At 51.5% G+C, this 25,807-nt stretch carries 19 protein-coding genes and 2 pseudogenes; 10 read left to right on the plus strand and 11 right to left on the minus strand.

The features are described 5' to 3' along the window. Positions 1 to 39: 39 nt before the first annotated feature. From BTIS_RS00710 to BTIS_RS00745, 8 genes are all read left to right on the plus strand, one after another. The gene (locus BTIS_RS00710; protein WP_223848217.1) at positions 40 to 525 is read left to right on the plus strand and encodes a helix-turn-helix domain-containing protein; all 486 of its coding nucleotides are present in this window, start codon (positions 40 to 42) and stop codon (positions 523 to 525) included. A 34-nt stretch (positions 526 to 559) separates the two neighbouring features. After that, entirely contained in the window at positions 560 to 1,126 is a 567-nt protein-coding gene (locus tag BTIS_RS00715) for a PIN domain-containing protein (protein WP_094661738.1), read from the plus strand. 508 nt (positions 1,127 to 1,634) lie between these two features. Continuing rightward, positions 1,635 to 2,657 carry a dTDP-glucose 4,6-dehydratase gene (gene rfbB, locus BTIS_RS00720; protein ID WP_094661739.1) on the plus strand — a complete coding sequence of 341 codons (1,023 nt, stop codon included), beginning with the start codon at positions 1,635 to 1,637 and terminating at the stop codon, positions 2,655 to 2,657. 8 nt (positions 2,658 to 2,665) lie between these two features. Further along, on the plus strand, positions 2,666 to 4,132 hold the full coding sequence (locus BTIS_RS00725) for a sugar nucleotide-binding protein (protein WP_094661782.1): 1,467 nt from the start codon (positions 2,666 to 2,668) through the stop codon (positions 4,130 to 4,132). A gap of 48 nt (positions 4,133 to 4,180) precedes the next feature. Further along, on the plus strand, positions 4,181 to 5,089 hold the full coding sequence (rfbA, locus tag BTIS_RS00730) for a glucose-1-phosphate thymidylyltransferase RfbA (protein ID WP_094661740.1): 909 nt from the start codon (positions 4,181 to 4,183) through the stop codon (positions 5,087 to 5,089). A gap of 94 nt (positions 5,090 to 5,183) precedes the next feature. Continuing rightward, positions 5,184 to 5,834, plus strand: coding sequence for a dCTP deaminase (gene dcd / locus BTIS_RS00735; protein ID WP_094661741.1), 651 nt, complete (start codon positions 5,184 to 5,186; stop codon positions 5,832 to 5,834). Positions 5,835 to 5,837: 3 nt separating this feature from the next. Next, positions 5,838 to 6,275, plus strand: a complete 438-nt coding sequence (locus tag BTIS_RS00740; RefSeq protein ID WP_094661742.1) for a hypothetical protein — start codon at positions 5,838 to 5,840, stop codon at positions 6,273 to 6,275. A 7-nt stretch (positions 6,276 to 6,282) separates the two neighbouring features. Beyond that, positions 6,283 to 6,582, plus strand: coding sequence for a DUF1653 domain-containing protein (locus tag BTIS_RS00745; protein ID WP_094661743.1), 300 nt, complete (start codon positions 6,283 to 6,285; stop codon positions 6,580 to 6,582). A 534-nt stretch (positions 6,583 to 7,116) separates the two neighbouring features. On the opposite strand, the gene BTIS_RS00755 is transcribed toward BTIS_RS00745, so the two are convergent. The 11 genes from BTIS_RS00755 to BTIS_RS00800 all read right to left on the minus strand — a co-directional run bounded on the left by BTIS_RS00755 (position 7,117) and on the right by BTIS_RS00800 (position 23,028). Next, positions 7,117 to 8,577, minus strand: coding sequence for a lipopolysaccharide biosynthesis protein (locus BTIS_RS00755; RefSeq protein WP_094661745.1), 1,461 nt, complete (start codon positions 8,575 to 8,577; stop codon positions 7,117 to 7,119). Positions 8,578 to 8,697: 120 nt separating this feature from the next. Further along, positions 8,698 to 9,798, minus strand: a complete 1,101-nt coding sequence (locus BTIS_RS00760; protein ID WP_094661746.1) for a polysaccharide pyruvyl transferase family protein — start codon at positions 9,796 to 9,798, stop codon at positions 8,698 to 8,700. Further along, the gene (locus BTIS_RS00765; RefSeq protein ID WP_094661747.1) at positions 9,798 to 10,964 is read right to left on the minus strand and encodes an O-antigen ligase family protein; all 1,167 of its coding nucleotides are present in this window, start codon (positions 10,962 to 10,964) and stop codon (positions 9,798 to 9,800) included. Before BTIS_RS00765 ends, BTIS_RS00760 begins: the two co-directional genes overlap by 1 nt. A gap of 16 nt (positions 10,965 to 10,980) precedes the next feature. Then, the gene (locus BTIS_RS12160; RefSeq protein WP_094661748.1) at positions 10,981 to 11,556 is read right to left on the minus strand and encodes an acyltransferase; all 576 of its coding nucleotides are present in this window, start codon (positions 11,554 to 11,556) and stop codon (positions 10,981 to 10,983) included. A 10-nt stretch (positions 11,557 to 11,566) separates the two neighbouring features. Next, the gene (locus tag BTIS_RS00775; RefSeq protein WP_094661749.1) at positions 11,567 to 13,531 is read right to left on the minus strand and encodes a capsular polysaccharide synthesis protein; all 1,965 of its coding nucleotides are present in this window, start codon (positions 13,529 to 13,531) and stop codon (positions 11,567 to 11,569) included. A 12-nt stretch (positions 13,532 to 13,543) separates the two neighbouring features. Continuing rightward, positions 13,544 to 14,698: a glycosyltransferase WbsX family protein gene (locus BTIS_RS00780; protein ID WP_245819169.1), complete on the minus strand. Its 1,155-nt coding sequence runs from the start codon at positions 14,696 to 14,698 to the stop codon at positions 13,544 to 13,546. Positions 14,699 to 14,782: 84 nt separating this feature from the next. Further along, positions 14,783 to 16,144 carry a glycosyltransferase gene (locus BTIS_RS00785; protein ID WP_094661751.1) on the minus strand — a complete coding sequence of 454 codons (1,362 nt, stop codon included), beginning with the start codon at positions 16,142 to 16,144 and terminating at the stop codon, positions 14,783 to 14,785. Then, positions 16,144 to 17,286: a glycosyltransferase family 4 protein gene (locus BTIS_RS11935; RefSeq protein WP_211279405.1), complete on the minus strand. Its 1,143-nt coding sequence runs from the start codon at positions 17,284 to 17,286 to the stop codon at positions 16,144 to 16,146. Before BTIS_RS11935 ends, BTIS_RS00785 begins: the two co-directional genes overlap by 1 nt. Before the next feature lie 3 nt (positions 17,287 to 17,289). Continuing rightward, on the minus strand, positions 17,290 to 18,885 hold the full coding sequence (locus BTIS_RS11940) for a tyrosine-protein kinase domain-containing protein (RefSeq protein ID WP_211279406.1): 1,596 nt from the start codon (positions 18,883 to 18,885) through the stop codon (positions 17,290 to 17,292). A 323-nt stretch (positions 18,886 to 19,208) separates the two neighbouring features. Next, the gene (locus BTIS_RS00795; RefSeq protein WP_094661752.1) at positions 19,209 to 21,239 is read right to left on the minus strand and encodes a DUF4012 domain-containing protein; all 2,031 of its coding nucleotides are present in this window, start codon (positions 21,237 to 21,239) and stop codon (positions 19,209 to 19,211) included. Positions 21,240 to 21,393: 154 nt separating this feature from the next. Then, positions 21,394 to 23,028 carry a sugar transferase gene (locus BTIS_RS00800; RefSeq protein ID WP_245819171.1) on the minus strand — a complete coding sequence of 545 codons (1,635 nt, stop codon included), beginning with the start codon at positions 23,026 to 23,028 and terminating at the stop codon, positions 21,394 to 21,396. Between the two features lie 468 nt (positions 23,029 to 23,496). On the opposite strand from BTIS_RS00800, the pseudogene BTIS_RS12265 reads away from it, so the two are divergent. Beyond that, positions 23,497 to 24,594 (plus strand): annotated as a pseudogene (locus BTIS_RS12265) (ABC-F family ATP-binding cassette domain-containing protein); the annotation flags it as partial. Positions 24,595 to 24,678: 84 nt separating this feature from the next. After that, a pseudogene (locus BTIS_RS12270) lies at positions 24,679 to 25,731 on the plus strand (ATP-binding cassette domain-containing protein); the annotation flags it as partial. Positions 25,732 to 25,807: the final 76 nt, after the last annotated feature.

Raw genomic sequence — 25,807 nt, forward strand, 5'->3', positions numbered from 1 at the left:
ATGGGGACACGTAGCATTTCCAAGGATTCCACGACATACTTGCCCAACACGGAAGACCGCAGACAACTCATCGACATCAAAGAAGCACTGTCCAGCTTGACGGAGGACTCACAGGGAACCATCGACCACAAGTTTGATGAGATGGCTTCACAGAAGGACTTTCCCGTGGCCTCGCTCAAGGTGCCCGGAGAGCCGGATCGCCCGCTCACCCCGGAGCTCGCAGACATTCTGATGAAAGTCGCCGACCAGCTGTCACGCGGCAGAGCCGTTTTTGTCGCCCCATATGACACCAGTCTCACCACGCAGGATGCGGCGGATTTTCTAGGGGTGTCACGCCCTACTTTGGTAAAACTGCTGGAACGGGGAGAGATTCCATTCGAGAAGGTGGGGCGCCATCGTCGTGTCACACTCGCCGATCTGCAGCAGTACGCAGAGGCACGACACCGCGAAAACGTGAACACGTTCGACGACCTCGCTGCGGACGAAAATCCGCAAGCTACACTCGATAATCCTCTAGCATCGTAACGGTTCGCCTATCGACATTAAGGAAGCAGCAGTCATGAGCTTTCCCGTATTTTTCGATACATGCACTATCTACGGCGAAATCGTCAACGATCTCATCCTCCGCCTTGCGGAAGAACGATTCTTTACTCCGTACTGGTCGGAAGGAGTACTTTCCGAGTTACACAAGAACTTGGTGCCGCGAGTCGGAAAGAGACGAGCCGATAGACGTATTTATGCCATGACTGCTGCTTTCCCCGATGCTACTATAACCGGCTACGAAAATCTTATACAGAAAATGACCTGCGACGAAAAAGATCGGCACGTCCTCGCCGCAGCCGATCACTCCCCCGCACAGACTTTGGTGACGTTCAATCTTAAAGATTTCCCGAAATCATCCACCGAACCGCTCGACATCGAGACCAAGCATCCAGATGATTTCCTACTCGATGTGTTCGATCTCGCCCCAGGTCGCGTTGCAGGGATTTGCCATGCCGCTCTTCTGAGCTACAAGGAATATCCTCAGACCCCGGAAGATTATGTATTTATGCTACAACAGTCCGGCCTACCGTACTTCTCCCGAATCCTCTACCCTGCTTTAGCCGCACTGAACGAACAGTGGTAAGTCTCCGCTTAGATCTCCTACCGACAGCGGTCATTCCATGAGCGCCTGCCTCTACGTCCAGTTCGAGGGATATGCCTTCTACGTCATCCCACTGCTCCTGTGTGGATGCGGCAAACAACCGCGTCTCGATTAGCCATCATGCGGCAGAACCGTATGTATCGCTCCACACGGCACAAATCTCGCTAAGTTCTGCACAATACAGCGATACATCATTCTCACCATCAAGCATGGTGCTATACAAAACCACGGACAATCGATCCGGAACCCAGAGAGCGTATTCTGCTCGGGCCTACTGAATGATGCATAAACCGAACAATACCCCCTGTTCACCCATGGAAGAACGGGTGTATTCCATTTAACCCCCTCTCACTTTAAGGAAGTTTTCCCTCTACCCACTTCAAACTGACAATAATCAGAAAATCAAGGCAACAAACAGCAGATTACACAAACCCCCGTCATACGGAATGAATGATTTCATATGGGGGCACCCTTCGATACGATAGGGGGCATGGCTGAAGAGCGTTTTATCCCGAAAAACATTATCGTGACCGGCGGCTGCGGTTTCATTGGCTCAAATTTTGTGCATTACGTATACAACAACCATCCCGACGTGCATATCACCGTACTGGACGCACTGACATACGCCGGCAATCTGGAGAACATCCGCACGATTCTGGGAGATCGCGTGGAGTTCGTGCATGGCAACATCTGTGATGCGGAGCTGCTGGACCGGCTGGTGCCGGGTCATGATGCGATCGTGCATTACGCCGCGGAATCGCACAACGACAATAGCATCGCGAACCCGGAACCGTTCCTCAAAACGAATGTCGAGGGCACGTTCCGTCTGCTGGAGGCGGCACGAAAGTACGATGTGCGCTATCACCATGTGAGCACGGATGAGGTGTATGGCGATCTGGCGCTGGACGATCCTGCCCGATTCACCGAAGAGACCCCCTATCACCCGTCCTCCCCGTACAGCTCCACGAAGGCAAGCTCGGATCTGCTGGTGCGCGCATGGCATCGCACGTTCGGTGTGCGGATGACGATCTCGAACTGCTCGAACAACTACGGCCCGTACCAGCATGTGGAGAAGTTCATCCCCCGTCAGATCACGAACATCCTCGAAGGCATCCGTCCGAAGCTGTATGGCGACGGCCTGAACGTGCGCGACTGGATCCACACCGAGGATCATTCCTCCGCCGTGTGGACGATCCTGACGAAGGGCCGTCTGGGCGAAACGTATCTGATCGGCGCGGATGGCGAGCGCAACAACATCACCGTGCTGCGCGACATCCTCGAGGTGATGGGCAAGCCGTCCGACGATTTCGATTGGGTGCGTGACCGCCCGGGCCATGACCGCCGGTATGCGATCGACTCGACCAAGCTGCGTACCGAGCTGGGTTGGATGCCCACACACACAGATTTCCAGAAGGGTCTGGAGAAGACGATCGCCTGGTACACGGACAACCGTGATTGGTGGGAGCCGGTCAAGGCGGCAACCGAGGCGAAGTACAAGCAGCAGGGGCAGTGAGATCGATCATGGGTTTTGCGTTTGAAAAGGAATTGAAGGTCACGGAAACGAATATTCCGGGACTGCTGGTGTTCGATCTGCCGGTACACGGCGATTCGCGCGGTTGGTTCAAGGAGAACTGGCAGCGTGCGAAGATGACCGCGCTGGGTCTGCCGGATTTCGGTCCGGTGCAGAACAACATCAGTTTCAATGCGACGAAGGGCGTGACTCGAGGCATCCATGCGGAGCCGTGGGACAAGTACATTTCGATCGCGTCGGGCGAGATCTTTGGCGCATGGGTGGATCTACGTCCGGGCGAGAGCTTCGGACAGGTGTTCACAACCCGTCTGGATCCGAGTCGTGCGATCTATGTGCCGCGCGGCGTGGGCAACAGCTTCCAGGCGCTCGAGGACGGCACGGTGTACACGTATCTGGTCAATGCGTATTGGAGTCTTGAGCAGAAGAAGACGTACACGTTCGTGAATCTCGCAGATCCCGAGCTGGGTATTCAGTGGCCGATCCCGTTGGAGGAGTCGGAGCGTTCCGAGGCCGATCTGCATCATCCGATGCTCAAGGACGCCAAGCCGATGGCTCCCCGTCGCACGCTGGTGACCGGCGCGAACGGACAGCTGGGTTGTGCGATTCGCGCGTACGTTGACGAGCATGATCTGCAGGGCTTCGAGTTCACGGACATCGATGAGTTTGATTTCTCCGATCCTGCCGCCTACGAGCGCTATGACTGGAGCCTGTACGGCACGATCATCAACGCGGGCGCGTATACGGCCGTGGATAAGGCGGAGACTCCGGAAGGCCGTGTAGCCGCGTGGAAGGCGAACGCTCAGGGCCCCGCCTTGCTGGCCAAGATCGCCACCGAACATCGTCTCACGCTGGTGCATATCAGTTCGGATTATGTGTTCGACGGCACGGTTGAGGAGCACACCGAATCTGAACCGTTTGCTCCGCTGGGAGTGTACGGACAGACCAAGGCTGCGGGAGACATCGCCGTGGCGAACACCCCCAAGCATTACATCCTGCGTTCAAGCTGGGTGATCGGGGCAGGTCATAACTTCGTCAAGACCATGATGATGCTGTCCAACCGCGTTGCCGATCCTGATGACAAACTTAAGCAAGTGACCGTGGTCAACGACCAGTATGGGCGTCTTACGTTTACCACGGATATGGCCGAGGCGATCTTCCATCTGCTCGATACACGTGCCCCGTATGGTACGTACAACCTCACCGGTTCCGGCAATGTCAAATCCTGGGCAGAGATCGCCACAACCGTGTTCGAGCAGACCAATGGCAACGGCGACAAGGTCAGTCCTATCAGCACCGATGAGTACTTCGCAAACGCGAAGGCCCCGGTTAGTCCTCGTCCTACGCACAGTGCCCTTGATCTCAGCAAGATCAGCGCCTCCAGCTTCACGCCCGCAGACTGGGAGCAGACACTCAAGGCATATGTGGTCAAAGAACTCGACTCGAGAGCCACCAAGTAACTCGAATCCGTACGAGACATGACTAGAAACGAAAGAAAAGGAAGAACCATGAGGGGTATTATCCTTGCCGGAGGCTCGGGTACGCGTCTGTACCCGTTGACGACGGTGACGTCGAAGCAGCTGCTGCCGGTGTACGACAAGCCGATGATCTATTATCCGCTGAGCGTGCTGATGATGGCGGGCATCCGTGACATTCTAGTGATTTCCACGCCGCACGATCTGCCGAATTTCGAGCGTCTGCTGGGTGATGGTTCGCGATATGGCGTACATCTTTCCTATAAGGTGCAGCCGTCGCCGGATGGCCTAGCACAGGCGTTCATCCTCGGCGAGGAGTTCATCGACGGCGAGCCGTGCGCACTGGTGCTGGGCGACAACATCTTCTACGGCAACGGTTTGGGCCGCACACTGCGTGCCGCAGTGCGCGACGCCGAATCAGGCAAGGGCTCTACGGTGTTCGGCTACTATGTGGACGATCCCGAACGGTATGGCGTGGTCGAGTTCGACGAAAACCGCAAGGCCGTGTCGATCGAGGAGAAGCCAGAGCATCCGGCGAGCAACTATGCAGTGACCGGCCTGTATTTCTACGACAATCGTGTGACTGAATTCGCCAAGCAGGTGAAACCGTCAGCGCGCGGCGAACTGGAGATCACGGACCTGAACAAGATGTATCTCGAAGACGGCACGTTGCGTGTACGTACGCTCGGCCGCGGCTATGCCTGGCTGGACACTGGAACCATGGATTCGCTGTACGAGGCTGGTGAATTTGTGCGCACGGTACAGCGCGCGCAGACCCTGCCGATCGCCGTGGTGGAGGAGATCGCCTTCCAGAACGGTTGGATCGATGCGGAAACGTTGATGGACTCCGCTGAAAAATATGGCAAGAGCCCCTATGGCCAGCATCTCAAGGATGTGGCCGAAGGTCGCATCGCCCTCAAACGCTACGACAGCGAAGGGTAGAGTACAGAGATCGACTGTTAGAGGAACCCCTCTCTCTAACGGTCGATCTCCCATATCGTTGTAAAGTACTCAAGGCTCAGGAAAGTTGACTATTATGAGCTGTTATAGCAACAGCAACGACTGCGAGGGCAATATGGTGCTTACCGATGTGGATATTCGTCAACTCTTGAAGGAGAACAAGAACTTTATTTCTCCGTTTAACGAGCATAAGCTCAGTGCAGCATCGTATGATGTTTCCATTGGTTCTGTAGTTTACGAAATCGCGGTTACTGCAAATGTCGTCACATTGAATGATCAACCATCCATTGATAATGGATATACCAAAGTGGACCTTTCCGAAGGACTCATATTAAAGCCAGGACAGTACGTACTATGTCCGCTTGCAGAACAAATATCGCTTCCAGATAACGTAATCGCACGGGTCATGCCTCGTACCAGATACACCCGAATGGGATTGCTACTTGCTCCGCAATACTGCAATCCCAGCTATTCCGGGACACTAAGCTTGGGTCTAAGAAATGCATCTCCCAATAACGTAATGCTGGTTCCAGGCCTTTCCATCGGGCAACTTATTTTTGAACGGCTAGAACATCAGCCAAGTGAAAACAAACTGTATCGTAATCAGCCTGGCTCGTTCTATCAGGATGAGATAGAGTTCGTAGGAGCCAAGTTTGGAAATGAGCTCTCCGATGAAGCCAATCAGGTATACGAAGCCATGTTGCGCAAACTCTCAGGAGAGAACTAATATATGAGCGTAAAACTTGACAGACTAATCGACGATTTCGCTAGAGCTCATTTTGCGGATAAAGGATTAAAAGAAAATGTTTATGCTGCTCAGAAAAAGCTTGAGGAAGACATCATTGAAGAGATCTGTGAAGAGAAAAGTCAGGAAATCGCAGCACGCGCCAACCAAATAGAACAGCAAGAACAGGTAAAGGCACAATTCAGAGAACTAAAAGCTGTATATATACAGTGCATATTCCTCGCATTGTTGATTGGTCTACTCGGAAGCCACCTGTACGACCTTATGAAGTATTGGCTTTATGACACAACTCCGGACGTTGATATCACCAGATTCGGCTTTGGACTCGTAATCACTTTGATCATTTGTATAATCGTATGCGTCTGGATGTTTGTCTCTCAAATTATTAAAGTGTATGAAATCTTTATCAGCAAGAAAGACTGAAATCACAATGAGCTCTCAAACAGTCGTAAGCGGCGCTACATACAAGCACTTCAAAGGACGCCTTTATCGAGTAATCACTCTTGCCGAGCATACGGAAACACACGAAATGTTCGTAATATATGAGGCTCTATACGGTGATCATAAGACATACGCAAGGCCATTATCCATGTTCACGAGCGATGTAGACCATGAAAAGTATCCCGATGTTAAGCAGAAAAAACGCTTTGAGCTAGTTGAGGATACATTACAACAGGTGGATGATTTTAGCGATGGCCGCAACGATCAATGCACTTGGCATGAAGACTGACTCAATTGGAGTAAAACTATCATCGATAAGCATTCAATGGCGGCGATCAACGCCACGAATAAGGTTCTGGTATCGCATTTTAATACTAAATATGATACCAAGTACAAGCATTGAAAAAAAAGAAACTGTCCTTTCTCGGTGTCAACTCGGCGTAGTATGCAACGAGATATTCCGCCTTCTCGCCGTTAAGACCGTAAAGAAGAATCTCAGACCCCGCCCAGAAAAATGAAATGATAAAACCTATGGCGATATTACAGGTTTCAGCCTGCATACGCACAACCAGCCCACTTGTCGTTTAGCTATTTCTCTTTATGCGCCTGAGGAGTACCTACCTAACCCCTCACCAGAAAATTGATTGCACGAGTTTTACTTCTTCTTGTAAAAGAGCAATCGAGACTAACACAATCATTGTAATAAGGGGATTTCGATGAGCGGATTCGCTACAAACGACGTGAGCCAATCGCTTCCGCAGGCGACAGCATGAGCAGCGTATCGTTAACGTACGTTAGCGATCAGCACATGACATCCGGACTTTCATTTACGATGTAAGAACTCTTTTCCAGTATTCAGCAAATAATAAAAATTGCTATTTTTACATATAATGGAAATAACAATATAAGAGACAGCACCAACACTTATCTGCAACAGTAATAGCAGAATATGGTTAATATGAACGAAATATCCGATAGAAAAAACGATCAAACCCATGATCAACGCTTGAAGAACATTGGAAACAAAATCCCAGTAGAGATTCTTTAACTTGTATCCGATAGTTTTCCGACATCCCAAGCTATACAAAATTACACCAAGAATACCAACAAGAACTTCAGAAAGGGCAATATAAATGGTACCAAATTGAACACTGATGACCAAAGCTGTAAGCCCAAAGACTCGAATCGGAATATCCATCTTAAGAACAAGATCACTCCTGCCTATAGCCTTAATCGCCTGCAACGAGGCAGTTTGAGCGGGACGAAACAGCAGGTTTACACAGATGATCTGCAGAAAAGGCACAATCGGAAGCCACTTATCGGTAAGAAGTACAGAAACAAAAGTGGTTCCACAAGCAGCAAAGCCCACCAGCAACGGGCTCATGATATATGAAGACATCTTGATTGCACGTCGCGTAATGGCACGGACACGCTCAATGCTGGCCTGCTCGTGGGACATGGCCGGAAAGAGCGCACTACTCATGGCAGCATCGACATTAACAACAATCAGATTTGGATAATAACTTCCACGATCATAATAGGCAAGATCATTCGCTGAGTACACCTTACCAATGACAAGACTGCGAAGATTGCCATAAATCGTCACCATAAGGCTTTGCAGCAGCAACTTCCACCCATACTGAAATAGCTCCTTCAAACGAGTGAAAGAAAAGCTCAAGGAAGGTCGCCATTGGATAATCGTACGAAGGGTGAAAGTATTGATAATAGTATTAGTAAGATATTGAGCAACAAGCGCCCAGACACCCATACCAAAGTAAGCCATACTAATACCAATGACCGCTGAAATCAAAGTTCCACTAATCGTGGCGTAGAAGAACTTCTTGAAAATCATTTTACGAGACACATATGCCTGCTGTACAGAGTTGATCGACGCGATCGGCAACTGTAAAGCCAAAACACGAAGAACAGGAACTAGTATAGGCATGTTGTAAAAAACAGCAATAACAGGCGCTATGCCAAAAAATATGACAAGGTAAAGGAAGACAGAAAAGCAAATACCGAAATAAAAAACAGAAGAAAAGTCTAAATCATCTGCATCTTTCTTCTGAATCAAAGCAACACCGAAGCCATCATTAACAAAAACGTTCGCAATAGTAATAAAAATCGTAACCAAAGTAACAGTACCATAATCAGATGGCAACAACAACCGCGCAAGTATGATGGTAACGACGACGGAAACAAGCTGAGAACTCATTCTTTCAGCAAATTTCCAAAATAAACCACTAATAACAGAAAGTTTCATCTGTTTTTTTGAATCATTCATTATGATATCTCAATATTCTAGACATGCATCAAGGCAATCACCGGTCTTAATTGAAATAGTTGCCACCAATGACTGCCTTGAATATGGGAAAAGATCTTTTAATTATCTAAATAACAATCACTACAAAGTACTTGTAATGAGCTTCAACGACTTCTCACGTTCAGTAGAAATGAATGCATTGATGCTCGAGTAATCCCAATCGTAATCGAGCATCTCTCGAGCGTCGCGCCCCTTTACGGACAACAGATCATAAAGACCAAGTTTCTTCAGGAAATTATCTGCTTTGGCCAAAATGAAGTCCGAAGCACAAAAAGCGAGCTTCTTGTTGAAGATAAGAGAGAAGGTCAAGCCATGGAAAGTACTTGTTGCAATCGCAGAAGAGTGGCGGAAGAGACCGATCCACTCGAAAGGAGTCAGATCAGACTGGTGAATGAGAACGTCGCACCACTCATACTGATCATTATTGCAATCGAGGCAGATCAGCTGAAGATGATGGTCCTTCGCATACGAGCACAGTTGATCAATAAACTCATTAGAGAAATCCTGACCATAAACAATGACATAATCCTCATAGTCAGGCACAACAACATTGGTATCCATGTTGAAATCCCAGAGCCAAGTCGGATCCAGAACTACAGATGGACGCTCTCCCGTAATTTCCTTGACAATATCCGCGGAATTCTCATCACGCACGGTAATGAAATCGAGATCCTTGACGCCATCAATCACATACTGAGGGTAATCATCCCCAGGTTTGATGGTGCCGAAACTTGCAGCATAAGAAATCTTCTTATTGGCATGAATACCTACGCCAAACAAACGAGGATCATTATCAAAGATCTCAAAGGAGTAGTCCCATATGATATCGCTACCGAGAATCAGCGTATCGAACTTCGTGCGATCCAATTCCGACGCTGTAAGCCGCTCAGTATGAGGAATTGAAAGATAGTACTTCGGGAAAGTCGCTTTCCTCTGATTGTAGTTCGATTTAGGATTGACAATATCCCACATATTTTTATAGAAGTTAGAACGAAGAAAATTCTTGCCCGTTTTTTTCGCATAGTAAGCATCGTAATGCTTCTGATCCAGATACGCAATCTGTCTCACATCGCGTTCTTTGCAATGCTGGGCCAAAGCACACTGTAAGGCATAGGCTTGGGCAAAAGTTCCATAATTAGGAACATCCCAAAAGGTCAGGATACCCATATCATATGCAGACATTATTCCACTCCTTTTTCTTCTCTACTCAATACTAGATACATCAATGGGAAAATAACGAACATCACTGGAAATATAAAAATCTCAGTTGTACACATAATTATATAAGCCGATATAGCATAAGAAGCAATCTGAGATTGTTTACTAGGCCAATTGTTTATCGACTTCTTCAAGATGAGTACTATTACCGTCAAAAAAAGTAAAAGAGCAATCAGACCTCCCTGAAATGCGATTTGCAATATCTGGTTATGACAATGCGTTGCACCAGTCCAAAGGCCATTCGATGAAAGACCTAAGTATTGGACCATTTCGTCATTTGTAAGTACACCATACCCAAATACTGGATTATGACTTATAGCGATAATTGCATTATCCCAAATTGCCAGCCGTCCAGAAAATGTTAGGTTCTTCCCAAGTTTTAAAACGATTGGAGCAAAAATATTTACAATTCGAAATATTACGATTAAAAGCCAAACAGACGAAGCTATAACAATACTGCGAATTGGAGTAAAGAAGTACCCGGCTTTAGGAACAACCATTAAAATCAAAAATAATGTTACACCGACTATACCGGTTGCCGAACCATGCATGAATTCAGTCAACAGAGTAACAATAGACAACACCATACCTCTTGATTCTTTTGTAAAATACGTATTATAGACCCATGCAATCACTAGAGCAGGAAAAAGCCACTGTACAAAATAATTATCAACACCAAGAAACCATTCCTGAGACACGCCATAGGCGGAAACAGATCTACTATATAATCCTTCAGGAGCTATCAGCAGCGTTAGAAAGTTACCATACACGCATATCTCACAATGCAGCATCAATACGCGTATTAAAGTTGTTAGGCTATCACGATACACATCGAACACCAGACACACAATGCTCAATCGTAATAGAGACATCAATGCGGTGCTGGTGTCTCCTCCACCTCTTGCCGTTGCAAGAAAGATCCAAGCCTGCATGCTAATCGCAATAAGGGTAAGAAGTGATGGGGCCTGCTTATTAAGCACAAAACGAACTGCAACAACCACGATAGATACATACGTTGCAAGTCGATAGAAATGGAATGACGTCGTAAAGTAGTCAACGGAGATAGGGAGGAAAACAGGAATCAATAAGAGAAACAAGATAATGCTTCTCTTTGAAAGATGCAATGTCACTGGTAAGAAGCTCCTGTCATGCAATGTCGAATCTCTTGACGATCTGCGCAGGCACTCCAGCTGCTACCGCATATGCCGGAACATCGTGAGTGACGACTGCATTGGCTCCAATAACCGCGCCATCACCAATGGTGACTCCCGGTAAAATACAAACATTACGACCGATCCAGACATTCTTACCGATAACGACAGGTCCTTTACTCTGGATATCACGTTCATTCGGAGGAATGTGGAGTTCAGCAGATGACATACCACCGTGTGAGTTGTCAGTAATAAAGGCATTCACGCCCATTAGCGTTCCATCGCCAATGGAAACTCTTGAAGCGCACGAAACAAAGCCGAAATCAGCAATCACCACACGGTCTCCGATAACAAGCTCTGGATCAGATACAGTGGACCCTTTCCATACCTGCAATGAAACAAATCGACCAGCGGAAAAACACTCTCCAATGGATATATATCTCGCACCTTTAATCTCAAACCCAGACCGAACATGGCTGCCTTTAGCGATGCTTCGTAAAGTACGAGACAACAAAAGCCACTTAAGCCTATTAGGCCCAGCAGTAAGTTTACACAATAAATCCATAATCATGAGGACTCCATCAAACACGATTCGAGAAAAGGTGCTTATAAACGGAGTCTGAGGGGACTTCAGACTCGTTAAAAAACCAACTCAGTTTTTGTGGATTTGTAGACAATCTTGATAAATAAGTACGATGGTATGGCTGCCTCATCAAGGCAATCATCTCAAATAAATATCCGCTGCTCTTATGTATTCGATTGAGAACATCGCCGTCCAGACCATGCTTCAAACAGATCATGAAAACGGCATCAATGAATAGATAAATCGGATATTCACCGTACTTCAGGAAGTACTCCTTAAATACAGCATCCATTGCGGTTACAAAAAGAGAATGTTTTCTAGCAGCAATAAAGAAACCGGTCCACGTAGATGAATAGCCATCATACTTCAAAAAGTCCGGAGTCGTATTACAATTCAAAGATTCGAAGGATTTATCAATCAATCCTGCTGTCAGATCATAAGGGCCCGCAAAATACAATGTAGCGTCAACCCAGGTTCCGCCATTATTTTTCAGCACATTAAAGCGTAAAATATCCGAAAAGGTTTGAACGGAAATATCTCCATCGGCAAACCCTTGGCGGATACGAACGTCTATATCCGTGAATTGCTCATAGTTGTTTTTACTTAACTCAATGATGCTGACATCCGGATGAGTCCGCTTCACGGAATCAAGGCATTCACGAACAATCGCAGGCGCAGAGTCAAAACCATCCCACCAAAAAACAAATACATTGTTTTCGACTGGACATGCTTCCAAATCAGTAACCTTCCCAATAAAGGGAGAAAGCATAGGCATGACACGCTTTTCTATTTCAGGGAGCCAATTCTCAATATCATCGAAGGCATTATTCCGTTTTTTCCTATACGAAATCATTCTTCTTGTGTAATGAATTCCGTAAGAACGCAAACTACCGATATCAGATTTTACGAAACCAAGGGAATCGCGCACCTTCTTCGCGCCGGACTTCCCCGAAACCATTAACCAATAATACAGTCCCGGAGAGAGTAATACTCGAGCATTCATAACAACGAGCTCACGCCGAGAACACCCCTTCCTCAACAAAGACTTCACCGCGCGCATATAGGACTGCTCCTTGCGCAACTTCCCATAAACACTAATAAATTGCCTACGATCTCGACTGGCCAGCAGGCGTGTCAACAGGGACTCAATCAGAAAATAGTACAAAATATCGGCCTGCAACGTATCCAACCCGGAGTCTACCAGTAAGCGAGCAAAGGCTTTTTGAGCCTTTGCTGCGTTCATCTGATGCTTTGCAGATGCGGAATTCTTCATCATCGACCCAGAACTGGCTACGTTATAATAATAAGAATTAACCAGTCTAAGGGTTCTCACACAGTTGCATTCCAATAGAATAAGATACGTGAATATCGTATCTTCACCAAGAGTTATACCCTTATACTGCTCGAACTTATTTGCGATATTCTTGACGCAAGATGTTCGATACATCTTATTCCATCGAGATACTGACAAATAGGAAGAAATGTTCGGTCCTTTATCCGGATTAAGAAGATGCTCTCGAAGGACGGAGATATCCGCTCCCTTATAGACCTTATCCTCCTTCAGAGGAAAAGCCTTGAGCATATGTCTATCGTCATGATAGAAACCAGCAGCGACGACGTCCGTGTTCGGATCGAGAGCTTGCACAAAGTTAGCAATATAATCGGTACCTACGTAATCATCAGGGTCTACGAATGCAATATACTCCCCCGAAGCATGTCGAATACCGGTAATGGTTGCGTCAATCAGACCGCCATTACTCTTGTCGATGACCACTACTCGGTCATCTTTTTCATCAAAATACTGTAATTTCGCTGAAGAGCCATCAGTCGAACCATCATTGACCAGAATGACTTCTATATTCCGGTACGTCTGATGAAGAATCGCTTTGACAGAAGAATCAAGATATGCTTCCTGATTGTAAACGGGTACAACGATGGAGACCAATGGCTGTTCGCGTAACATCTCTTTTGCTCCTTACTTCCCTTTTACCTCTGGGTATACGGGAAACTCGTCATTCTCGATCAAGGCCTGACGAATTGCTTTCAGATTGCCGTAACCGAAACGCTCGTCCGGTTCTAGATAACCACCCTCTGCCCATTCATTCCACGCGTACATGAACAACAAATCCTTGTGATAGACGTCCCTTGCACGTTTGATCTGTTGCGACAGATACTTTTCAAACTTTTGCGGAGTATCTCCCACGAAAGCCTGTCCTTTTTCCCCTTTTCGCGGTGTATTGTCCCAAGTAACGAATGCTGCCGGAACGTTTTTCTCCGTCTCAGGAGTTCGTTCTAGGACCTTCTTCCATACGACGTCATAATCGGTCTGTACGCCTTTGTTAAAGAAACCGGCACCATAACGCATGAGGTCAAAACCAAACTTGCGCTCTACAATACCGGCCACCTTACGACGGATTGCCTTAAGATACTTATGTTTATCCTTAGTCATATCATGCTGGGCATAGAGCGGCTGAAATTCAATATCATAATCAAATCGAGAATCATCCTTATCCTGCTGCAAATCAAAATCAATATTCTGATAAGCAAAAATCAGACCAGGAAGTCCGTTATCCTTGGCCAGCTGCTGCCAGCAATCGAGCATATCATTAAGACACTCAATGACCTCGGGACGATAGATCACAACCAAAGGCTTACCGTTTTCCGTAATATACCGAGAATCCTTAAAGAACGGAAGCAAATAATTGAAATGCTCTTCCCATTCCTTCTTTTCTCCATAATACTGAGGAATGAGAACCTTCGTCTCACCGACCCAGGCCCTAGTCCAAGGCTCGTTTGCCCAGCAGATGCAGAACGGAAGATCCACATCGGGATTCTTGAGCATATTCTCCATAGGCTTTTCCAGTAGCATCTTTCCGCCAAACCAGTAATGGTAATAGCAGAATCCATACACACCATACTCTTTTGCAAGCTTAGCTTGCCAAACCTGCACCTTTGGATCCAACAAGTTATAGTAGTTCTTGTCAAGAGGAACTTTCGGTTGCTCATGCCCGTCAAACAGAGGTTTTGCTTTCTTTACATTAACCCACTCAGTAAAACCTTTACCCCACCACTCATCATTCTCGGGTATTTCATGAAACTGCGGGAGATAAAAAGCTATGACCTTCATCATCTATCCTCTTTCGTCCAAATATTGCCAACAATATTTTACTTATCGTTTCCTAAAATAAGACTATAAATTCTAGAGACATATTCTTCAGATATTATCAAGAATCTGACGGTATATTTGTTCTAGCTTATTGACATACACTCTTGAAATACATCGACTGTTGATATAGGCGTCACAGAGATTCTGCATATGTTGATACTGTTTGTGGTCAACTGCCGAAGCATGTAACATCACGGTGCCGAGATTCAGGGCATCTCCCGATCTGAACTGGAATCCGGTTTCTCCCTCGACTACCAGCTCGGGAATACCACCAATGTTCGCACCAATGACCGGAGTCTGTGCAGCCAATGATTCAAGACCCGAGTACGGCATATTTTCACGCCATTCAGAGCACAGCACGGAAAAACGCGCATTCCCGACCTCGCGTTGCAGGTCCTCACCGTTCTTGTACCCAAGCAGCTTAATGCGAGACTCAGCCTCGATTCCGGCGGATCTGATCAACTCCTCGATGGTCTTATATTCAGGTCCATCTCCAACAATATGCAACGTCCAATCGGCAGGAAGCGAGGAAACGGGTTCAGACTCCCCGTCGACCCGCTGCTTAGATAACATAGCAATCTCAGAAGCTGACTTCTGATTGAAAAGACCAGCAGCCCACAAAAAGGCATTGACTAGTGTCAGAATGCCTTTTTCCTTGGAAAGACGGCCAAAGAACAGGAAATATGGCTCAGCCGAGTTAAACTTACCTGAATTCGTCACCTTACGAGCCATTGCCATTTGGCTCTCAGTCAAAAAGTTCTGCAAAGCTACGGTACGATTCGCATAGCCGCCCTCATCGAGCTTGCTCTTCATGAACTCGCTCGGTGCAATAATCCTGTCAATTTTATCGTAGCTGTGGTGGAACTTCAGAAACTCAGCTTCAAGGAACGCCAGACCACTCTTAGCCTTAGACCCTTTTACACACGTCTTCTTCACCGCGTGAGAAAAACGACGATCAAGACAGTCATCACATACCTTGCCCGAACCATCGACCATGGTATATGCCGGGCACAGCAGAATATAGTCATGCGCGGTATACACCACCGGCACATGATGCATCTTGAGATACGGCGCATCAAGAATCGATAAGGTCAGCTGACGATGCACATTGTTCATGTGAATCACATCAGGTTTGAATTCCTGCAGTAATGACTCAAACTTGCGCTTTGATTCAAAGGAATAGATCAGTGTGGCCGCTTCCTTTGCTTGCTGGAATGTGGATATCTTACCTACATAATCCTTTTCGGAGACGAAATACTTACTCCAGTAACTCGGCTCATTATTCGGATGCTTCATGGAAAAGAAAGCAACCTCGTGTCCAAGCGCACGTAGTCCCTCGGCGAGTGCAAAGAAATATGTTTCAGCGCCGCCTTTACGGTAAAAGTACTTATTAACCAAGAGGATACGCATCAGCAGGCCTCCTTAGAAGAGGAATACAGCGCCACCGTCTGGTCAACCACCGATTCCCAGCTGAATTTACTGGTGATGTAGTCAGCAGCCTGAGACTGAAACTGCTGAACCTCGGCAGAATCCTTAAGAAGTTCATCAAGCTTGTCCGTCAGATCACGAACATCACTCTTGCGGAATGACACACCATGATCAGCGATCACTTCCGTACACTCAGGAATGTCAGAGGTCAGGCAGCAGCATCCGAAGCTCATGGCTTCCAGGAGGCTCATCGGCATACCCTCGAGATCACTGGGCAGCACATAGACGTAGGCGTTGGAGAATAGTTCCGCCAACTCGTCACCCTCAGTAAAACCGGTCATGATAATGCGATCATCGCCGGCGACCAGCGACTTGATCTCCGCATGGTATTCTTTCGAATCCGAAGCGCCGCCGGCAATCACCAGCTTCTTGTCGGTATCCAGTCGCCTGAATGCCTCGATCAGATAGTGCAGTCCCTTTTCCGGCACGATGCGACCCAGAAACAGCACATATCCGTTCTGTTCCAAACCATATTTTTCAGCGATGATTCGGGGAGAAAGTCGATTCCCACGCTCGATGCCATTGGGGATGAACCGGGTTTCGCGGCCATACGTATCCCTGAAATACTGCTGCACGTTATGACTGAGTACGATCACTTCATCGGCGCATTTGGCCGCAGTGCGTTCGCCGAATTTCAGATATGCGGACGCAAATCGTCCCCACTTGGCGCGTTGCCAATCCAGACCATGGATCGTGGCAACGGTACGGACGCCAAGCCAATGCGGCAGACGCAGCATTACGCAGGGCCCTTCGGCATGGTAATGAATCACATCCGGTCTGGCGGCAATGGCTTTCAGTGTGGCGAAGAACGACGAGGTAAGTGCGGCAAGTCCTTTCATATTGAACGTACGGACAGGAATCACCTGCACGCCCTTATACATGTAGGGCTTATTGTCGTTCGATTCATTATCGAATTCGGCACCGGCAACGTTATGGCCCTTACGGTTGTACGCCACGACGCTGTTCCCTCGAGCAGCCATGCGAGTGGCGAGCTCGTCAACAACGATCTCGATACCGCCTTCGCGTGAGGGAATTCGCTTATGCCCAATGAATGCGATCTTCATAGACTAGCTCTTCTTCGTCTTCTTTGAAGACTGTTTGGTGTTGCGACGGGTACGGCGGGACTTGCCGTCCTCGCCATCGCCGTAGTAGTAGTAATAGTTGTCATCCGACTTCTCCTCTTCCGAGAAGTTCAGTACGGCACCGGCAACGGTCACATTCAGTGTTTCCAGTTCTTCTGCGGCTGTACGCACATCGTTCTTCTCGCCGTGCCCCAGACCAGACACGAACAGCATGGTCGCGCCTTCCTTCACGAATACGGCAGCATCATTGGCCACCTTGAGCGGGGCGGTGTCGATGATCACATAGTCATAGAGATCGGAAACCTGATCCAGCAGGGACTTCATAGCCTTGGAATTGAACAGGATGCCCGGATTCGGAGCACGCTTGCCGGCCGGCAGGATGTGGAAGTTCTCCTTCCAATACTGCTGAATGGCGTCAGTAGACTTCACCTGGTACGTAAGCAGCTGACTCAGACCGACGGTACCATTCATCGACAGTGCCTTGGCCACCGATGGATTGCGAAGATCGGCGTCGATGAGCAGCACCTTCTTGCCGGCCTCGGCATAGGCAGCGGCGAGATTCACCGACGTGGTGGTCTTGCCTTCCGATACGCCGGCGGACGTGATGACGATCAGATTGGAACGATCGCCCTTGTCCGGCATCACATAGGTCAGATTCATGCGCAGACGGCGAATATCCTCCGCCTCGCGCGATGCAGGACGAGAAATGACCACAGGTGCCTTGCCGGCGTATACGTCATTACGGCTCAACGTGCCAAGTACTGGCACATCGAGAATATCCTGCAGGTCCGAAGCCTGACGAATCTTATGATCCAGCAAATCCAAGGCAATAGCTACCAGCAAGCCCAAGACAAGACCGCCGGCAATGCCGATCGCAATGTTCATCTTGATATTGGGCGAGCTGTGCTTTACCGGGACCTGAGCACTCTGGACGATTGACAGATTAATAGGGGAGGTTTCCGTGGCTTCGGAACTATACAGCGTACTGGAAACCTGATCCTTCAGACTCTTTGCCACATTGTTCGCAAGTTCGGCAGCCACTTTCGGATCAGGATCAGTTGCGGTGATATCGACAAGGAATGTATCCGTGGGCTGCTGAGCAGTGATCTTCCCCGCCAGACTCTCAACAGTGGTGTTCAAGCCCATCTCATCAATGACCGGCTGCAGAATGGCTTCGGTCTTCACCAACTGCGGATACGACTGCAACTGGGTATTAATGTACGACGTCGCATAGGAACGAGTAGTCATATCGGATGTCTGGCTGCCGTCAGACGCCGTACCCTTATAGCTGGCGAATACCTCAGCTGTCGCCGAATACTGCGGTGTCTGCATAAATGTATAGCCGCAAACCGCCACGACGACGACCACAAACGTAGCGATCAACGCCGCAAGGTGCTTCCTTACCGCGCCAATGATGTCAATCGAAATCACATCTTTCTCTTCGCCGTCGTTCTTTTCCACGCGGATGCTCCGTCCTTCACTGACCTCGTTCTTCGTCTCGCCGAAAACGGCAATACGTTTCTGGCACAAGGACAAGTCGATTAAACTCAATCCGCCCTTTGCACCCGTTCTGCCATTCATGCAACCCCCTAAACTCTATACGGGGGTGCCTACCAGTCTACCCTCTTTACAAGGGGGTTTCACAATTTGAACTCATCAACGCAAACGCTCAAAGGTGTGTGGCCATGCCGACTACAGCCACTGTAACCGCTTATCCGAGGGGCAAACCCCCTTACCCCCAAAATCATGTATGACTCTGCCATAAGGGTGCCAAAGCCTTTATTTCACAAGGGCACCCCCGTACATGTCCAGCCTGAGTTCAGGGCATCATCGCCCTCACACGCACGGTGCAATACAGCCGTTGGCAACGCAGCGCCATTGCTGCCCGACAGTACGGAGAATGGCTACCAGTCAGTCCTTTTCAGGAGCGGGGTCTGCCGCAACGTCGGAGCGGCCGCACCGGCCTTCGCGGACGTTTGAACACGCGCGGTGAGCTCGATGCTCTCGCCCGGCTGAAGCGTAAACCCCTTTACCCCCGCAGTAAGATCGGAATACGTCGTGATGGTGTCGAATTCACCATCCCCAGCCGATGCCCCCGTGAACTTCCAATCCACAAGCCGTCCGTCGGCGGGCGCGAACAGGTACATCACCGTCACGATCTCGCCATGACGTTCGGTGCCGGTTTTCTGGTCCGAGTAGCCGCGGACAAGCACCGGCAGTGTGGCCGCCTCCTCGGCGGTCATGGTGTTCGTCACCTTCACATGCACGGTGTAGGTACGGGACCCGTCCGTATTCACGGAGGACTCCTTCACTGAGCTCTCACGCTTGAGATACCAGTCGGCCTTGCCCATCGTGCCGTCGTTGAAATACAGGCCGATCTGCGGCTTCGACGGATTGTCCTGCAAGTCGCCGGCCAGCGCGGTGCCGTCAATGTACTTCTGGTCGTTCTCGTGCGCGGACCACACCATGAAATGACCGTTGTTCACGGACTCGGTCACGGTTGTCAACAACGCCACGTCCTTGCCGTTCAGCGAGCCGATGATATGGTCGAACGCCTCGCCGGCCACCGCACTGAAGAACGCATCCTGCGTCTTTTGATCCGGTAGGTCCATGTACACCTGATGCAGCAGCAGCTCCGCGGCATTGTCGCCGGTCACGTCAACGCCGGCGGCCGAGTGGAATCCGCCCGCAACTTTGAGCAGATCCTGCAGGAAATACGGGTCCACGCTGATCACGCCGTCCACATCCTGGCCTTTCTGCTGCTTCCACATGGTGGCGGCAAGCTCGCCGGTACGCGGGAAATCAGGATCGGCGCTCACGTTCTGCGTATACGTCAGATAATCGTTGCCGAAGAACGACTTCTCCGAATCCGTCATCTGAATCGCATCCTGCGCAGACTGCGACAGACCGCCATATGGCTCGAAACTCTGCAACGCGATCTTGCCATGATCCACGGTGATCACACCCCATGACGCGGCGATGCCGCCCGTGGCGCGCAGCTCCGCATTGTTCTGCGCCAGCACGATGTAGGTGCGCACACCGGCCTCGTCCGATCCGTCGGCGGAACCAAGCCCCAGCATCGATGGCGCCGCATTGGCGATGCGCTGCGCCATGTCCACGGTCTGCGCCAGTGTGACCACCTTCGTCCGGGCCGAATCCAACGCATCCGTCAACTGGGGGATATGCGTGACGGGAATGTTGTTGAGATTGATCGCGGCATCGCCGATCGTCTTGTCCGCCGCCGTCAGATTCTCGGCGGCGGCACCCAGATCGCCCAGTGAAATCGTGCTGTCGTGCACGCTGATCGCATTCAGGGACAGACTGTCCGCGGAATCGGCGAGCTTCGGCACGGCGTTGTTCGACACGTCCTCCATAATCGCCACAGCGTCACGTGCGGCCTTGACATCGGATCCGTAATACGGGATCCACTCCGCCGGCGTCCATACCGCACTGGCAGTATGCCGATACGCGGCGTCAACATGCGCGGAGAAATCGGCAAGCCCCTGTTTCACCGCGGCGGTGTCGCCCGACAATAGGCTGTGCTGTGCCGTAGAGGCGGCGGATACCGCCTGATCGATCTCCGACTTGGCCCTGAACGCCGAATACGCGAGCGCGCCGACCCATGCGACGATCATCATCACCACGCTCAGCACGGCAATGAGAATCCTGCGATTACGGCGTCTGCGCTTGATACGACGAATATGCTCGGGGCTCATACGTCGCCGACGACGATGCGGGGACGGCTGGCCGGCGTCGTCATGATGCCCGTTCCGATGCCTTCCCGTTTCCGAACGGGCACCCGTCACATCCGATAGATCAGGTTGCACGATATGGGAGGGCGTGACGTCGATATCCCCGATCGCGCCGCCGTCAAAGCCGGCATTATCGCTGTTGTCGTTGCCATTGAGAGGGCGCTTGTCACTACTACTACTCATCTATACTGCCTCTCGCTAGGAGATCATCGTTGATCAGTCGGACGGTTCCACGGATTCAGCGCATCAGCGCATACTGACGCCAATGGCGAAGTATGTAATGGCCGTCAGTATGACCATCCGATCGCCACTGGCACGTTGTCCGCGATCGTTACGCTCAGTACGCTCCCTTATGCGTCAGCACCACCTGCACGGTCTTGAACAGAATCGTGATATCGCCAGTGATCGACCAGTCCTGCACGTACGACACGTCCAGCTGCTCCGACTCCTCGGCGGTCAGATCACTGCGTCCGGAGACCTGCCACGGACCGGTGATGCCGGGCTTGACGAACATGCGCGTGGCGTACAGACGGTTGTAGCGCGCGTACTCTTCAGGCAGCGGCGGGCGCGGTCCCACCAGGCTCATGTCGCCCTTGAGCACGTTGAAGAACTGCGGCAATTCGTCGATGCTCCACTTGCGAATCACATGACCGACCTTGGTGATGCGCGGATCCTTCTTCATCTTGAAGATGAACCGGTCGGACTGTCCGCTTTCCGCGGCCAGCTTCGCCTTGAGTTCGTCGGCGTTCGTGACCATGGAACGGAATTTGATCATACGGAACGGCTTGCCACGCAGACCGATGCGCTTCTGCGTGTAGAACACCGGACCATGGTCGTCGAGCTTGATCGCGATGGCCGTGATGATGGTGATCGGCGACGACAGGATGATGAGCAGCAGCGAGCAGACGATGTCGAACACGCGCTTGATCAGTCGGGTTGCGTATCCATACTGCGGCAGGTGCATGGTCAGCACCGGCATGCCCTGAATGTTGCGGAAGTACATGCGGTGCGCGCCCATGTCGGCGGCGCCGGCGGCGAGCGCGATCTCCACGCCGAGCGATTCCACGGCGAGGGAGAGCACGTTGAACTCCACGGAATCACGGCGGATCACGTCGCAGATGAGAATGGTCTGGATGCCCGACTTCACCGCGGTTTCGCCGATCGACGTACTGTACGGCAGCACGGTCAAGCTCTTGTCGATGTGCACGGTGTCCGGAATCGGCACGGAGACGATCTTATTGGTTTCGGGGTCCACGCCGATCGGGCAGACGCCCACGGTACGATAGTTGAGCTGCGAGCGCTTGTGCAGTCGGTGGAGCGTGCGTTCGATGCACTCGGGTGATCCGACGACGATGGTGGCGTACGAATACATGCCGGTCTTGCGTCGGCGTGTGATGACCACTCGTGCGATGATGCGTTCGATCACGGTGAATACCAAGGTGAGTACGGCGGCCTCGAACAGTACATGCCGCGGAAGGGGGTATTTGAACATGTAGTTGACGGCGCACTGGATGATCACCAGTTTGACCACGCCCTGAACGATCTTGTAGTTCACCTGGAATCCGTCGCCCATGACGTGACGATGGTAGATGCCGGAGCTGTGCAGGCAGCCCACGTATACGACGCCGAACACGACGAACAGGATTCCGGCGAACAGCTGCGTGTGGAAGTTGTCCCCGTACAGCAGATAGGCGAGCGGATCGATGTTGAACATGATCAGGTTCGCGATGACGAGCATGGTGCCGTCGAGAATCATGAGGACGAGATTGACGAAGAACCGCCAATACAGCACGTTCGACATCTGGCGAACACCGGCGTTCAGCGACTCCACATCGGACATGGAGGACATGTCGGCGTCGTCGGACGCGGACGCGTTCCTGGACGCACTCACCGTTTCCGCCTTATCGTTCTCGACGCTCGTACTGGGCTTCGCCGCATCGGATACGTTGGTGCCGTCAGCCGTGTCGCTCACGATTTTCTGCTCCACTCTTCACCCTCTCTTACACGCGCTCTCATTCCGGCGATCCCGTTTTCGACCGGCGCGGAAGCCGGATCACAACCCTCGAATCGTCGTCGGATGCGCCTAACAGCCCGGGTGCGTATCCGACCATCAAGGGGGTATCGCATGCCACGTGCCCTGACCGCGGATGGACAGCAGAACGAAACGCCCATCATATGGCCGACAGGACAGCACAGCCCCCTTATCCTATATCAACGGGTGGGATAACCAAACGGGGGTGTCCATGTTTGCCTACAACTGATCACGGAAATGTAACGAACGCGGAAAACGAACCGGAACCGTTGAAAACCGTGACGTTCCCGCGCATGCAGTCACGTGAATGCGGACGCGTTCGCGCAGTCGTCGGCCAGAGCCCTCATGCCCCGGCATCCCGCGGTCGGATTCCATCACTGACGTCGGGTAACGGTACATTGGTGAGTCATGCCGGTTTATGATTTGGGACTTGAACACGTATCGCTCGCCTTCGCCACCAAAACCATCTTCACCGATGTGACCCAAGGGGTTTTCGAGGGGGATCGCATCGGCATCGTCGGACGGAACGGCGACGGAAAATCCACACTGCTTCATCTGTTCAACGGCACGCAGGAACCGGATTCCGGTCGCGTGACCATTCGCGGCGGACTCACGTTCGGCATGCTTGACCAGCGTGATCCACTCGACGACAACGCCACCGTACGTCAGGCGGCGCTGGAGAACCGCGAGGATTACGAGTGGGCGGCCGATAACACGTCCCGAGAGATCGTGGAGGCGCTGCTCGGTGGCATCTCGTTGGACGCGAAGATCGGTTCGTTGTCCGGCGGCCAGCGTCGCCGCGCCGATCTCGCCCGTCTGCTGCTGCATGATTGGGACATTCTCGCGCTCGACGAGCCCACCAACCATCTGGACGTCGTGACGATCCACTGGCTTGCCGAGCATCTGAAGAACCGATGGGCCAAGGGCCAGGGCGCGCTGCTGCTCGTGACGCACGACCGCTGGTTCCTCGACGAAGTGTGCGAATCCATGTGGGAGGTGCACGATGGTGTGATCGAACCGTTCGAGGGCGGCTACTCCGCGTATATGCTGCAGCGCGTGGAACGCGATCGTCAGGCCGATGTGCGTGAGACCAAGCGTCGCAATCTCGCCCGCAAGGAGCTCGCCTGGCTGACGCGTGGCGCCCGTGCCCGTTCCACCAAGCAGAAGTTCCATGTAAAGGCCGCACGCGAGCTGATCGCCGACGTGCCGCCGGTGCGCAATACGCTTGAGCTCAAGCAGATGGCCACGTCGCGTCTGGGCAAGCAGGTGGTGGATCTGATCGACGTGACGCAGATCTACACCAAGCCGCAGGGGCTGGCATCCGATGATGTCGCCGTGGGCACCGATGCGAACGCCGGTACCGCCGCGGAGACGACATCGCGCGTGGATGTGGTGCCGTCGATGTACGCCGAACCGCAGGTGCACGGTTCGGTCGAGGTGGCCGTCACCGATCTCGACGATCCGCGACTGATCGATGCCGGTGTACCCGAGGCCATCGCCGCCGCTGCCGCGCACGCCGCCGAAGCCGGCGATCAGGCCGGTGAAGGCATTGGAACGTCTACGGTCGGCAACGGTAACGGCACTGGCAACGACGCCGATACCGCGACGGCCGATGTCACCTCCGCCGCGCACAGGATCACCGTATCCGGTCGTACGATCCTCAACGACGTGACCTGGCTGATCGGTCCCGGCGACCGTTTCGGCATCGTCGGCGCGAACGGCGCCGGCAAGTCCACGCTGCTGAAGATCCTCGACGGCACGATCACGCCCACCGTCGGTCATGTGAACATCGGCAAGACGGTGAAGTTCGCCGTGCTGTCGCAACGACTCGACGAGCTTGAGAAGCTTGGCAAGTACAAGATCAAGGAAGTGCTGTCACGCTACAAGCCGAGCTACATCGTGGACGGCAAGGAGGTCACGCCCGGCCAGCTCATGGAACGGCTCGGTTTCGAGTCGGCGCAGCTCATGACGCCGATCCGCGACCTGTCCGGTGGTCAGAAGCGCCGCATGCAGCTGCTGCTGATCCTGCTCGATGAGCCGAACGTACTGATCATGGACGAGCCGGGCAACGATCTCGACACCGACATGCTCGCCGTGATGGAGGATCTGCTCGACACCTGGCCGGGCACGCTGATCGTGGTCTCGCACGACCGGTATCTGCTGGAACGCGTGACCGATCAGCAGTTCGCGCTGATCGGCGGCAAGGTGCGGCATCTGCCCGGCGGCGTGCAGGATTATCTGGACATGGTGGAGCAGGCGCAGAAGAGCGGCTGGGATGCCGTGCTGGCGGCGCAGGATGCCGACGCCCGTGGACGCGGACGCGGCGGCAAGGGCAAGAGCGGTTCGGCCGACGGCGGTGCGAATGCTACCGACTCGAACGCCAACGCCGATGCGCAATCCGGCAACGACTCCCCCAAGCTCAGCGGCAAGGAGTTCCACGAGGCGTCCCGTCGCGTCAACGCGATCGAACGCAAGCTCGCCAAGCTCGAGGAGCAGAAAGCGAAGCTCGAGGAGCAGATGGCCGCGCACGATCCCACCGATTTCGAGGGATTGAACAAGCTCAACGAGCAGCTGCAGTCCATCGCCGACGAGAACGACGAACTCGAAATGGAGTGGATGGAGCTCAGCGAAAAGCTCGAGTAGCGATCGGGTAATACCTGCCTTCGCGGGAGAACCCACGAATTCCGGTTCTCCCGCGGAGTCGGTAGACTTGGGGACA

The sequence above is a fragment of the Bifidobacterium tissieri genome (assembly GCF_002259645.1).
Lineage (GTDB): Bacteria > Actinomycetota > Actinomycetes > Actinomycetales > Bifidobacteriaceae > Galliscardovia > Galliscardovia tissieri.